This window comes from Collimonas pratensis (assembly GCF_001584185.1).
GTDB lineage: Bacteria > Pseudomonadota > Gammaproteobacteria > Burkholderiales > Burkholderiaceae_D > Collimonas > Collimonas pratensis.
In genome coordinates, this window is the sequence record NZ_CP013234.1 from 492,142 (window position 1) to 505,455 (window position 13,314).

A 13,314-nucleotide genomic window follows, 5' to 3' on the forward strand; every position below is an offset into this window, starting at 1 on the left:
TTACTGTAATAAACAATTGTTTTGCGGGAAAGAGTTAAGCGAAGCGGTACTCTGTCCCCAACATATTAGGAGTATTTCACATGGCTTTTGATAAAGATGCATTCCTGACCCAGATCGATGGTCTGACTGTTATGGAATTGAATGACCTGGTTAAGGCATTCGAAGAGAAGTTCGGCGTTTCCGCAGCTGCTGTTGCAGTTGCTGGCGGCGCAGGCGGCGGCGCTGCTGCTGCTGTTGAAGAGCAAACCGAATTCACCGTCATGCTCAAGGGCATCGGCGCGAACAAGGTTGGCGTGATTAAGGCTGTCCGCGAAATCACCGGTCTGGGCTTGAAAGAAGCTAAAGACCTGGTTGACGGCGCACCGAAGGCAGTTAAAGAAGGCGTTTCGAAAGCCGACGCTGATGCTGCAGCCAAGAAATTGGTTGAAGCCGGCGCAGAAGCTGAAATCAAGTAATTTCAGCTTTTTAGAGCGCATTTATTGCGCTGGAGTCAAAGTGCAGAACTCTCGAAAAGGAGGGTTCGGCTTTGGCTCCTTTGTCGTTTTTGATTTTGTTTAGCGCTTGTTGTTTTACTAAGCGTCCGTTGCCATCAAGCTCGAAGGGCTGAGACTTGAGGAATTGTTGGTTAAGACAGTGTAGCTAGTACATTAGTTTTGTCTAGTTTCACCAAAATATCCAGCGAATCCTGAATTCTCTATCCTTCCTGTCACTCACGGAGTGTTCAATGCACTACTCATTTACTGAGAAGAAGCGTATTCGTAAATCTTTTGCGAAACGCGCTAACGTTCACCACGTTCCGTTCCTGCTGGCGACCCAGCTCGAGTCGTATCTTGGCTTCCTGCAACAAGACAAAGTACCGTCTCAACGTAAGAATGAGGGCCTGCAATCGGCTTTCACGTCTATTTTCCCTATCGTTTCGCACAATGGTTTTGCGCGTCTCGAATTCCTGTCGTACGTGCTCGGCGATCCGCCGTTCGACGTCAAGGAATGCCAACAGCGTGGCCTGACCTTCGCGTCGCCATTGCGCGCCAAGGTGCGTCTGGTGATCCTGGACAAGGAATCGCCGACCAAGCCGGTCGTCAAGGAAATGAAAGAACAGGAAGTCTACATGGGCGAATTGCCGCTCATGACGACTACCGGTTCATTCGTCATCAACGGCACTGAGCGCGTTATCGTGTCGCAGCTGCATCGCTCGCCAGGCGTGTTCTTTGAACATGACCGCGGCAAGACGCACTCGTCCGGCAAACTGCTGTTCTCGGCCCGTATCATTCCTTACCGCGGTTCATGGCTGGACTTCGAGTTCGACCCGAAAGACATCCTGTTCTTCCGCGTCGACCGCCGCCGCAAGATGCCAGTCACGATCCTGCTGAAAGCGATCGGCATGTCGGTCGAGCAGATCCTGGCGAACTTCTTCGTATTCGACAACTTCGCGTTGCGTAACGAAGGCGCGGAGATGGAATTCGTGGCAGAACGCCTGCGTGGCGAAGTGGCGCGTTTCGACATCACCGACAAGGCCGGCAAGGTCCTGGTCGCGAAAGACAAGCGTATCAATTCCAAGCACGTGCGTGACGTCGAAGCCGCCGGCATCAAGCATATCTCGGTACCGGAAGACTACCTGCTGGGCCGTGTCCTGGCGCGCAATATCGTTGACGGCGACACCGGCGAAGTAGTAGCCAACGCCAACGACGAGCTGACCGAGGAATTGCTGGCCAAGCTGCGTGAAGCTGACATCAGCGACATCCAGACCCTGTACACCAACGATCTGGACCAAGGTAGTTACATCTCGCAGACTCTGCGCAGCGATGACACCAACGACCAGATGGCTGCCCGCGTCGCGATCTATCGCATGATGCGTCCAGGCGAACCTCCAACCGAAGATTCGGTGGAAGCGCTGTTCAACGGTCTGTTCTACAACGCTGACCGTTACGATCTGTCGGCTGTCGGCCGCATGAAGTTCAACCGCCGCATTGGCCGCGATGAACTGACTGGCGCCATGACGCTGTCGAACGAAGACGTGCTGGCTGTGATCAAGATCCTGGTGGAATTGCGTAACGGCCGCGGCGAAGTGGACGATATCGATCATCTGGGTAACCGTCGCGTGCGTTGTGTCGGCGAACTGGCTGAGAACCAGTTCCGCGCTGGCCTGGTGCGTGTCGAGCGTGCAGTCAAGGAACGCCTCGGCCAAGCCGAAGCGGACAACCTGATGCCGCATGACCTGATCAATTCCAAGCCGATTTCGGCTGCGATCCGTGAATTCTTCGGTTCGTCGCAGTTGTCGCAGTTTATGGACCAGACCAATCCGCTGTCGGAAATCACGCACAAGCGCCGTGTATCGGCACTTGGACCTGGCGGTCTGACCCGTGAGCGCGCCGGCTTTGAAGTGCGCGACGTGCATCCGACCCACTATGGCCGCGTCTGCCCGATCGAAACACCGGAAGGCCCGAACATTGGTCTGATCAACTCGCTGGCTCTGTATGCTCGCCTGAACGAATACGGTTTCCTCGAGACCCCGTATCGCAAAGTTGAAGACAGCAAGGTTACCGACCAGATCGACTATCTGTCAGCAATTGAAGAAGGCCGCTACATCATCGCCCAGGCGAATGCGACCATCGACAAGTCCCTGAAGTTGTCGGATGAACTGGTTTCCGCGCGTGAAGCCGGCGAAACCATCCTGGTATCGCCAGAACGCGTTCAGTACATGGACGTGGCGCCAGGCCAGGTGGTGTCGGTTGCTGCTTCGCTGATCCCGTTCCTCGAGCACGATGATGCGAACCGTGCGTTGATGGGTGCCAACATGCAGCGTCAGGCAGTTCCTTGCCTGCGCCCAGAGAAGGCCTTGGTCGGTACCGGTATCGAACGCACCGTGGCAGTTGACTCGGGTACTACCGTGCAGGCACTGCGTGGCGGTATCGTTGACTACGTCGATGCGGGTCGTGTGGTTATTCGCGTGAATGACGAAGAAGCGACAGCCGGCGAAGTCGGTGTCGATATCTACAACCTGATCAAGTACACGCGTTCCAACCAGAACACCAACATCAACCAGCGGCCAATCGTGCAAGTTGGCGACCGCGTCGCCAAGCACGACGTGATCGCCGATGGCGCATCGACCGATCTGGGCGAACTGGCTCTGGGTCAGAACATGCTGGTGGCGTTTATGCCATGGAACGGCTACAACTTCGAAGATTCGATTTTGATCTCCGAAAAAGTCGTGGCTGACGATCGCTACACGTCGATCCATATCGAAGAGTTGTCGGTAGTGGCACGCGACACCAAGCTGGGCGCTGAAGAAATCACCCGCGACATCTCCAACCTGGCCGAAAACCAGCTGGCGCGTCTGGATGAATCCGGCATCGTCTACATCGGTGCGGAAGTCGAAGCCGGCGATACGCTGGTCGGTAAGGTGACGCCTAAGGGCGAAACCCAGCTGACGCCAGAAGAAAAGCTGCTGCGCGCGATCTTCGGTGAAAAAGCTTCGGACGTTAAAGATACATCGCTGCGCGTGCCTTCTGGCATGGTCGGCACCGTGATCGACGTCCAGGTATTTACCCGCGAAGGCATCCAGCGCGACAAGCGCGCACAGCAGATCATCGACGATGAACTGCAGCGCTATCGCCTGGACCTGAACGACCAGTTGCGTATCGTTGAAGGCGATGCCTTCGAACGTCTGGAACGCATGTTGATCGGCAAAGTCGTCAACGGTGGTCCTAAGAAACTGGCCAAGGGCAGCAAGCTGACCAAGGAATACCTGGCAGACCTGGACAAATACCACTGGTTCGATATCCGCCCGGCGGATGACGATGCAGCGGTAGCGCTGGAAGCGATCAAGGAATCGATCGCCGAGAAGCGTCACCAGTTCGACCTGGCGTTTGAAGAAAAGCGCAAGAAGCTGACCCAGGGCGATGAGCTGCAGCCTGGCGTGCAAAAGATGGTCAAGGTTTACCTGGCTGTCAAACGCCGCCTGCAACCTGGCGACAAGATGGCCGGCCGTCACGGTAACAAGGGTGTGGTTTCGCGCATCCTGCCGATCGAAGACATGCCGCACATGGCTGACGGTACACCAGCAGACATCGTGCTGAACCCGCTGGGCGTGCCATCGCGTATGAACATCGGTCAGGTTCTGGAAGTCCATCTGGGCTGGGCCGCCAAGGGTCTGGGTCTGCGTATCGGCGAAATGCTGAAGGCGCAAACCAAGATTGCCGAACTGCGCAAGTTCTTGAACACGATCTATAACGAATCGGGCAAGACAGAAGATCTGGACAGCCTGAGCGACGAAGAAATCTTGCATCTGGCAGACAACCTGAAGCTGGGTGTGCCGTTCGCGACACCGGTGTTTGACGGTGCGCATGAAGATGAAATCCGTCGCATGCTGGATCTGGCTTATCCGGACGCCATCGCCAAGCAACTCGGCATGACGCCTTCGAAGAACCAGGTCACGATGTATGACGGCCGTACCGGCGAAGCTTTCGAGCGCAACGTCACCGTCGGCTACATGCATTACCTGAAACTGCACCATCTGGTCGACGACAAGATGCATGCACGTTCTACCGGTCCTTACTCGCTGGTTACTCAGCAGCCATTGGGCGGTAAAGCGCAGTTCGGTGGTCAGCGTTTCGGTGAGATGGAAGTTTGGGCATTGGAAGCTTACGGTGCGTCGTACGTGCTGCAGGAAATGCTGACAGTGAAGTCGGATGACGTGAACGGTCGTACCAAGGTGTATGAAAACCTGGTCAAGGGTGACCATGTGATCGATGCAGGCATGCCGGAATCCTTCAACGTGCTGTTGAAAGAAATCCGCTCGCTGGGTATCGACATGGACCTCGACCGCGAGTAATCCGTCGGACTGGTGCAGTACAGAGCAGTAGGGTGGGCAGCGTTGCCCGCCCTACGCAGCAATAGTAAAGAATCTTAGTTTCTTCACGCCAACTGGAGTGATACATGAAAGCACTGCTCGATTTATTCAAGCAAGTTCAGCAAAACGAAACGTTCGACTCGATCAAGATCGGTCTGGCGTCGCCTGAAAAAATTCGTTCGTGGTCTTATGGCGAAGTAAAAAAGCCTGAAACCATCAACTACCGTACCTTCAAGCCAGAGCGCGACGGTCTGTTCTGCGCCAAGATTTTTGGCCCGATCAAAGACTACGAATGCCTCTGCGGCAAGTACAAGCGTCTGAAGCACCGCGGTGTCATCTGCGAAAAGTGCGGCGTTGAAGTCACGCTGGCCAAGGTGCGCCGTGAGCGCATGGGCCATATCGAGCTGGCCTCGCCGACTGCGCACATCTGGTTCCTGAAATCGCTGCCGTCGCGTCTGGGCATGGTCCTCGACATGACCCTGCGGGATATCGAACGCGTCTTGTATTTTGAAGCCTACGTCATCACCGATCCAGGCATGACGCCGCTGAAGCGTTGCCAGATCATGTCGGAAGACGACTACGCCGCCAAGTACGAAGAATACGGCGACGATTTCACCGCATTCATGGGCGCCGAAGGCATCCGTGAGTTGCTGCGCGCGATCGATATCGACCGCGATGCGGAAACCCTGCGTCAGGAATTGAAAGAGTCGAAGTCCGAAGCCAAGATCAAGAAATACGCCAAGCGCCTGAAGGTGCTGGAAGCGTTCCAGCGTTCGGGCATCAAGCCGGACTGGATGATCATGGAAGTGTTGCCAGTGCTGCCGCCTGAGTTGCGTCCGCTGGTGCCGCTGGATGGCGGCCGTTTCGCTACCTCCGACCTGAACGACCTGTATCGCCGCGTCATCAACCGTAACAACCGTCTGAAGCGCCTGATGGAATTGCGCGCTCCGGAAATCATCACCCGCAACGAAAAGCGGATGCTGCAGGAAGCGGTTGACTCGCTGCTGGACAACGGCCGTCGCGGCAAGGCAATGACTGGCGCCAACAAGCGTCCGCTGAAATCCCTGGCAGAAATGATCAAGGGTAAGGGCGGCCGTTTCCGTCAGAACTTGCTGGGTAAGCGCGTCGACTATTCCGGCCGTTCAGTGATCGTGGTGGGTCCACAGCTGAAACTGCATCAGTGCGGCTTGCCGAAACTGATGGCATTGGAACTGTTCAAGCCATTCATTTTCCACAAGCTGGAAGTGATGGGCATTGCCAGCACCATCAAGGCAGCCAAGAAGGAAGTTGAAAACCAGACTTCCGTGGTGTGGGACATCCTGGAAGACGTGATCCGCGAACATCCGGTCATGTTGAACCGTGCGCCTACATTGCACCGTCTGGGTATCCAGGCATTTGAGCCGGTCCTGATCGAAGGCAAGGCTATCCAATTGCACCCGCTGGTCTGCGCCGCATTCAACGCCGACTTTGACGGTGACCAAATGGCGGTCCACGTACCACTGTCGATCGAAGCACAGATGGAAGCGCGCACGTTGATGCTGGCTTCCAACAACATCCTGTTCCCATCGAACGGCGAACCGTCGATCGTGCCGTCGCAGGATATCGTGCTGGGTCTGTACTACGCCACCCGTGAGCAAATCAACGGCAAGGGCGAAGGCATGATGTTCCCTGACGTGTCGGAAGCCATCCGTGCTTACGACAACAAGGAAGTCGAGCTGACGACCCGCGTTACCGTGCGTATCACCGAGTATCCGAAGGATGCCGTCACAGGTGAATTCGTCAAGACCATCAAGCGTTACGAAACGACTGTCGGCCGTGCGATCCTGTCGGAAATCCTGCCTAAGGGCCTGCCATTCACCGTGCTGAACCGCGCGCTGAAGAAGAAGGAAATCTCGAAGCTGATCAACACATCGTTCCGTAAGTGCGGCCTGCGCGCGACGGTGGTGTTTGCTGACCAGCTGATGCAGTCCGGTTTCCGCCTGGCGACCCGTGCCGGTATCTCGATCTGCGTGGACGACATGCTGGTACCGCCACAAAAGGCCACCATCATCGCGACTGCAGAACAAGAAGTGAAGCAGATCGAACAGCAGTACTCGTCCGGTCTGGTGACTGCAGGCGAACGCTACAACAAGGTTGTGGACATCTGGGGCAAGGCCGGCGACGACGTCGGCAAGGCCATGATGGAACAGCTAAAGGTAGAAGACGTGGTTCGCCGCGACGGCACCAAGGGCACTCAGGAATCGTTCAACGCGATTTACATGATGGCCGACTCCGGTGCGCGCGGTTCCGCAGCACAGATCCGTCAGCTGGCCGGTATGCGTGGCCTGATGGCGAAACCGGATGGTTCGATTATCGAAACGCCGATCACCGCGAACTTCCGCGAAGGTCTGAACGTTTTGCAGTACTTTATTTCGACCCACGGTGCACGTAAAGGTCTGGCCGATACGGCGCTGAAGACAGCGAACTCGGGTTACCTGACGCGTCGTCTGGTCGATGTGACGCAGGATCTGGTCGTGATCGAAGATGATTGCGGCACTTCCAACGGCGCCTCGATGAAGGCGATGGTTGAAGGCGGTGAAGTGATCGAAGCGCTGCGCGACCGTATCCTCGGCCGTGTTGCTGCCAACGATATCGTCAATCCGGAAACCCAGGGCACGCTGTACGAAGCCGGCACCTTGCTGGACGAAGATGCAGTGGAAGAAATCGAACGCCTCGGCATCGATGAAGTCAAGGTCCGCACACCGCTGACTTGCGACACACGCTACGGCCTGTGCGCGCAATGTTACGGTCGCGACCTGGGCCGCGGCACGCTGGTCAACAACGGTGAAGCAGTCGGTGTGGTTGCTGCGCAGTCGATCGGTGAGCCGGGTACCCAGCTGACCATGCGTACTTTCCACATCGGTGGTGCGGCATCGCGTTCGGCAGTGGCATCCAGTGTGGAAGCCAAGTCCAACGGTACGGTCCGCTTCACGGCGACCATGCGTTACGTGACTAACGGCAAGGGCGAACTGATCGTGATTTCCCGTTCCGGCGAAGTCCTGATCACCGACGACCACGGCCGTGAGCGCGAACGTCATAAAGTACCTTACGGTGCGACTCTGATCGTCAAGGATGGCTTGACCATCAAGGCCGGTACAGCACTGGCGACATGGGATCCGCTGACCCGTCCGATCATTACCGAGTACACCGGTACGGTCCGTTTCGAGAACGTCGAAGAAGGTTCGACCGTTGCCCGTCAGATCGATGAAGTGACCGGTCTGTCGACATTGGTGGTTATCGATGCGAAGCGTCGCGGGTCGGTTACCAAGACTGTGCGTCCACAGGTCAAGCTGTTGAACGAGCAAGGCGAAGAAGTCAAGATCGCCGGTACCGAACACGCTGTGACGATCGGTTTCCAGGTGGGCGCGCTGATTACCGTGAAAGACGGTCAGCAAGTGCACGTTGGTGAAGTGCTGGCGCGTATCCCGACTGAATCGCAAAAGACACGCGATATTACCGGGGGTCTGCCGCGCGTTGCCGAGTTGTTCGAAGCACGTTCGCCGAAGGATGCCGGTATGCTGGCTGAAGTCACAGGTACTGTGGCCTTCGGTAAGGAAACCAAGGGTAAGCAACGTCTGGAAATCACAGACATGGACGGCAACAAGCACGAGTTCCTGATTACCAAGGACAAGCAAGTGCTGGTACATGACGGCCAAGTCGTGAACAAGGGTGAAATGATTGTCGACGGCCCAGCCGATCCGCAAGACATCCTGCGCCTGTTGGGTATCGAAGCGCTGGCACGCTACATCGTCGACGAAGTTCAGGACGTGTATCGCTTGCAAGGCGTGAAGATCAACGACAAGCACATCGAAGTGATCGTGCGCCAGATGTTGCGCCGCGTTCAGATCGTTGATGCCGGCGATGCTTCTTACATCACTGGCGAGCAGGTCGAGCGTTCGGAACTGCTGGACGAAAACGACCGCGTGATTGCAGCGGGCAAGATCCCTGCAACTTACGAAAACGTGTTGCTGGGTATTACCAAGGCATCGTTGTCGACCGATTCGTTCATCTCGGCTGCATCGTTCCAGGAAACTACCCGCGTGTTGACCGAAGCCGCCATCATGGGCAAGAAAGACACGCTGCGCGGTTTGAAGGAAAACGTCATCGTCGGCCGCCTGATTCCAGCTGGCACCGGTCTCGCGTTCCACCGTGCACGCAAGGAAAAAGACAGCTGGGAAGCGGAAGAGCGCACAGCACTGTTGCAATCCGAGCAGGCAGCACGTCTGGCAGCTGCAGAAGCACGCGCTGCTGAAGAACTGGGCGCGCAGGAAAGCGGCGAAGCTTAATCCTCTTACCGGATTAGCCAATAGAATGGCAGCGGATGATATTCATCCGCTGCCTTTTTTTTCGCCTGGTTTTTTGGGACTGCCATGTACAAGCTCAGATTCAACTTCTTTCATATCGGCGACCAGATCGCCACGACCGCTATTCCGGAGAATGTATTTCGCGCCAGCGGCCGCAAGTGCATCATCACGCAGCCGCAGATATGGGCGTTTCAGCATAATCCCTACGTGGTCTTCATGGACGAGGCGCAAGCTGCCGAATATCCTGAAATCAGCCTGATTCCGGATTGCCGTGCCACGCAGCAGGCGCAGCACTATTTCGACAGCATGAAAAACATGACGGCTGGATCGCAGAGCGAATACATGTGCGTGAATTTTGGCGTCAGCGATCCGGTATTGCGCCATCCCCGCCTGTATCTGCACGAAGACAAGAAAACCATCCCGCATAAGGTTGTGGTGCATACCAGCGGCTCCGACCGGACCCGCGATGGCGAGCCGGCGATCAGGCACGCGTCGGGAGAAGACGAGGTGCGCGTGATGTCGGACGCGGTGCTGGGATCTATCCTTGAAAATTACCGAGATTATGAGTTGATACAGGTCGGTTCACCTGCCGACAAGCCTTTGGGCGGCCACAGCATCGACATGCGCGGGCAGCATGATTATTGGCAACTGGCCGGCGAGATTGCCTCCGCCGCCAAATTCATCGGCGTCAACTCAGGCCCGATGCATATCGCTAATTGCTATCCGCGGCTGGAGAAGAGGATCGTGATGATGGAGCTGCCGCAGGAGACGTTGCGTCAGTTCCGTCCGGGAGACGTACGCAACTGGCTGTTTTCCTGGCTTGATCCGTCGAACATGTTTTTCAATAAGCTCGATACCGATGTCGGCCTGACCTTTTCCCATCGCAAGATATAGCCGGCGCACGAGGCCCGGCTGCAGGCTCAGTCACGCTGCTGGCGCATCGGCTTGCCGTTGTCGATCACTTCCCGGCAGTCGCCCTTGAAGGTGGAGTTGTCGTAGTCGGTCCAGCCGTAGCTGTCGACGTAGCGCTTGTGCGGTCGCAGCTTGCTGCTCAGGAAGCTCATCTCAAGATGCTCGTCCGGATAGCGGATGTCGGCCAGGTCGAGCAGGGAATGGAAGACGTTTTCGGTAGTCATGCGGGCGCGCTTGTGGCGCAGCAGCTGCTCGACCTTGTCGGGATAGGTTTTCTGATAGAGGTCGGAATACCACATCAGCGCCGGGATATGGAATTCGAACTGGGTGTTGTGGCCGTGGAAGGCGATCTTGCAGCTGCCGTCGTACAGCGTCTGGCCGTGATCCGAAAAATACATCATTGCGCTCAATTGCTTTGAGTCGCGCAACTGGTCGATGACCTGGGCCAGGAACCAGTCGACATAGCGGATCGAGCTGTCGTAGCTATTGTTCAACGCCGGCTTGTTGGCCAGGTTGGTGTAGGCCGGATGCTCGATGCCGAACAGGGAAGGCTGCCATTTGTCGAATTCCTTGGGATAGCGGTGGCTATAGTTCCAGTGGTTGCCTAGGGTGTGCAGCACGATCAGTTTCTTCGGCGCCGGGTCGGCCATGGCTCTTTGCAGCTGCGGCAGCAAGACCGCGTCCAGGTTCGAAGTATCGGTAAAGCCGCCCAGGTTCAGGAACTGGACTACATCGGCTTCGTTGGCGAAGACCGACACCGGTGTGTCGAACTTGCCGTAAGACATCTGGTTCGAGATCCAGTAGGTCTTGAAGCCGGCTTCCTTGTAGCCAGTGATGAACGACTTTTCGGCAAAACCGGCCTTCAGACTCTCGGTCGCAGGCTTGCGCGAGACCATCACCGGCACCGACAGGCGTGTCGCCGAGACCGAAGTGATGACGTCTGAAAAACTGACCAGGTTGCTTTCTTTGCCGAGCAGGGGATTGGTGTCGCGTTGATAACCGTTCAGGCTCCAGCGATCGTAGCGAGACGACTCGCCGATCACCATGACCACGATTTGCCGGGTGTTCTGATGGCTGGCCTGGTGGGCGCCGAAGCGGAACTGGCTGTTCTTGTGCTCGAGGTCGTCCAGGTATTCCCGTTCTTTCCAGAAGTCATAGCCGCGCACCGCCAGCCCGAAAGGCCAGGTGCGGCTGACCGGTTCCGCCCCTAGCGGCGTTGCCGCCCAGGTCGGCAGCTTGCCGAAATGTACCCCCGAGCTGCCTGCCACGTTGTCCTTGGCGCTACCGGCCGGCGCCTGTATGCCGACTTCCTGTCCATATAGCCAGACGCATAAGCCGACAGCAAGCACTAACCAACCGAACCAGCGCGAAGGCCCTTCCAGATCCAGGTCGCGGGTGCGGCTGGCGGCGAACCAGCTGAGCGCCCACCACAGCACGACCACCACAAGGATCAGCGCCAGCCACCAGATCTTGTCGCCCAGAAACTCCATCGCTTCGCCGGGACTGGTTTCAGCGATGATGCCGAGATGGTGGGTGGAGATACCCTGGCCGTAGAATTTGCGTAAATACAGCTCGGTCGGCAGCGCCAGGAAGGCCGGGATCAGCAGCCAGTGGAACCAGGCCGGGCGCTTGAAAATCGACCAGATCACCAGCCACAGGGCCGCTTCGGTCACGATGATGCGCAGCGGATGCTCAATGCCCTGGCCGAACAGCAGCGAGGCGAAGGGCACCAGGGACAGCGCCAGATAGGTAACCAGCACAAACAGATTATTGCGGCGGAGCAGGGCTGGCATCATGGTGGGGGAGGATAGTCGAATCCCATTATCCCGTAAAGCTGGCGCCGGTAATCGCCTCATCAGAGATATACGCAGGCATTCCTTTGGCAGAGTGGTTGATATGGCAACACTATGGATTGCGGCTGCCGGCGCGCGAGGTGTTGTGTTTACGAGGCGGTCATCACAGACCGCGGTTGACTGCCAGGCATCATAGGGATATACTCGCGGGTTCTCGATTGTAGGCTCTATGGGCCGAACGTTCTTTGGTCTGCTTCCGCTTTCTTATAGCGCGTTCCCCTCTACTGCTGAATCGAATTGTGCGCAGGTGTTGTGCGATTCGCAAGAATCCCTGTGCAAGTATCTGTCCAATCCCGGACAACCGATTTCGGGATTGTTGTTATTAACGTCGTAATTTTGTTGGATATATAACGATGCCAACCATCAATCAATTGATTCGCCAGCCGCGCGTTTCTGCGGTCGTAAAGAGCAAATCACCAGCGCTGGAAAACAGCCCGCAAAAACGCGGCGTTTGCACCCGCGTTTATACGACAACTCCAAAGAAGCCTAACTCGGCTCTGCGTAAAGTTGCCAAAGTTCGCCTGACCAACGGTTTCGAAGTCATTTCGTACATCGGCGGTGAAGGCCATAACCTGCAAGAACATAGTGTCGTGCTGTTGCGCGGCGGCCGTGTAAAAGACTTGCCGGGTGTGCGTTACCACATGGTTCGCGGTGCACTGGATACCCAAGGCGTCAAGGATCGTAAGCAAGCACGTTCGAAGTACGGTGCAAAGCGTGCTAAGGCTGCAAAGAAATAATAGTTTAATAGTTTTCGTCAGGCGCAAGCCGAACGAATAAGTGTCGGTCCCCAATGGGCCGAGTAAGTGGGGGGCTATGATGGCCGTCCGCGAGTGTGCAGATACAAAAGATCTGTCGCTCAACTGAAGATTGAAAGGAATCGAAATGCCACGTCGTCGTGAAGTTCCCAAGCGGGAGATTCTGCCGGATCCGAAATTCGGTAATGTTGATGTTGCGAAGTTCGTCAACGTCCTGATGTTGTCCGGTAAGAAATCGGTCGCAGAAAACATCATTTACGGTGCCTTCGAGCACATCCAGACCAAATCCGGCAAAGATCCGCTGGAAGTGTTTGCCCTTGCTATCAGCAACGCCAAACCATTGGTCGAAGTTAAGTCGCGTCGCGTTGGTGGTGCAAACTACCAGGTGCCAGTTGAAGTCCGTCCTGTCCGTCGTATGGCTTTGTCGATGCGTTGGTTGCGTGAAGCAGCTAACAAGCGCAGCGAAAAATCGATGCCGCAACGTCTGGGTGGCGAATTGCTGGAAGCCGCAGAAGGCCGCGGCGGCGCAATGAAAAAGCGTGACGAAGTTCACCGTATGGCAGAAGCGAACAAGGCGTTCTCGCACTTCCGCTTCTAATAGA

7 protein-coding genes are annotated in these 13,314 nt (G+C 56.4%); 6 read left to right on the forward strand and 1 reads right to left on the reverse strand.

Annotated elements, in window-relative coordinates; translation table 11 throughout:
- Positions 1 to 80 precede the first annotated feature (80 nt).
- From rplL to CPter91_RS02195, 4 genes are all read left to right on the forward strand, one after another.
- Entirely contained in the window at positions 81 to 455 is a 375-nt protein-coding gene (gene rplL / locus CPter91_RS02180) for a 50S ribosomal protein L7/L12 (RefSeq protein ID WP_061936352.1), read from the forward strand.
- 269 nt (positions 456 to 724) lie between these two features.
- Complete coding sequence (gene rpoB, locus CPter91_RS02185; RefSeq protein WP_061936355.1) at positions 725 to 4,831, forward strand: DNA-directed RNA polymerase subunit beta; 4,107 nt, start codon at positions 725 to 727, stop codon at positions 4,829 to 4,831.
- A gap of 104 nt (positions 4,832 to 4,935) precedes the next feature.
- On the forward strand, positions 4,936 to 9,174 hold the full coding sequence (gene rpoC, locus CPter91_RS02190; RefSeq protein WP_061936358.1) for a DNA-directed RNA polymerase subunit beta': 4,239 nt from the start codon (positions 4,936 to 4,938) through the stop codon (positions 9,172 to 9,174).
- 84 nt (positions 9,175 to 9,258) lie between these two features.
- Positions 9,259 to 10,086: a glycosyltransferase family 9 protein gene (locus tag CPter91_RS02195; protein WP_061936361.1), complete on the forward strand. Its 828-nt coding sequence runs from the start codon at positions 9,259 to 9,261 to the stop codon at positions 10,084 to 10,086.
- Positions 10,087 to 10,112: 26 nt separating this feature from the next.
- Here the strand turns inward: CPter91_RS02195 and CPter91_RS02200 are convergent, their stop codons facing one another.
- Entirely contained in the window at positions 10,113 to 11,900 is a 1,788-nt protein-coding gene (locus CPter91_RS02200) for a phosphoethanolamine transferase (protein ID WP_335340113.1), read from the reverse strand.
- 410 nt (positions 11,901 to 12,310) lie between these two features.
- On the opposite strand from CPter91_RS02200, the gene rpsL reads away from it, so the two are divergent.
- Entirely contained in the window at positions 12,311 to 12,694 is a 384-nt protein-coding gene (gene rpsL, locus CPter91_RS02205) for a 30S ribosomal protein S12 (RefSeq protein ID WP_014004389.1), read from the forward strand.
- Positions 12,695 to 12,839: 145 nt separating this feature from the next.
- Positions 12,840 to 13,310, forward strand: coding sequence for a 30S ribosomal protein S7 (rpsG, locus tag CPter91_RS02210; protein ID WP_061936365.1), 471 nt, complete (start codon positions 12,840 to 12,842; stop codon positions 13,308 to 13,310).
- The last annotated feature ends 4 nt before the right edge of the window (positions 13,311 to 13,314 follow it).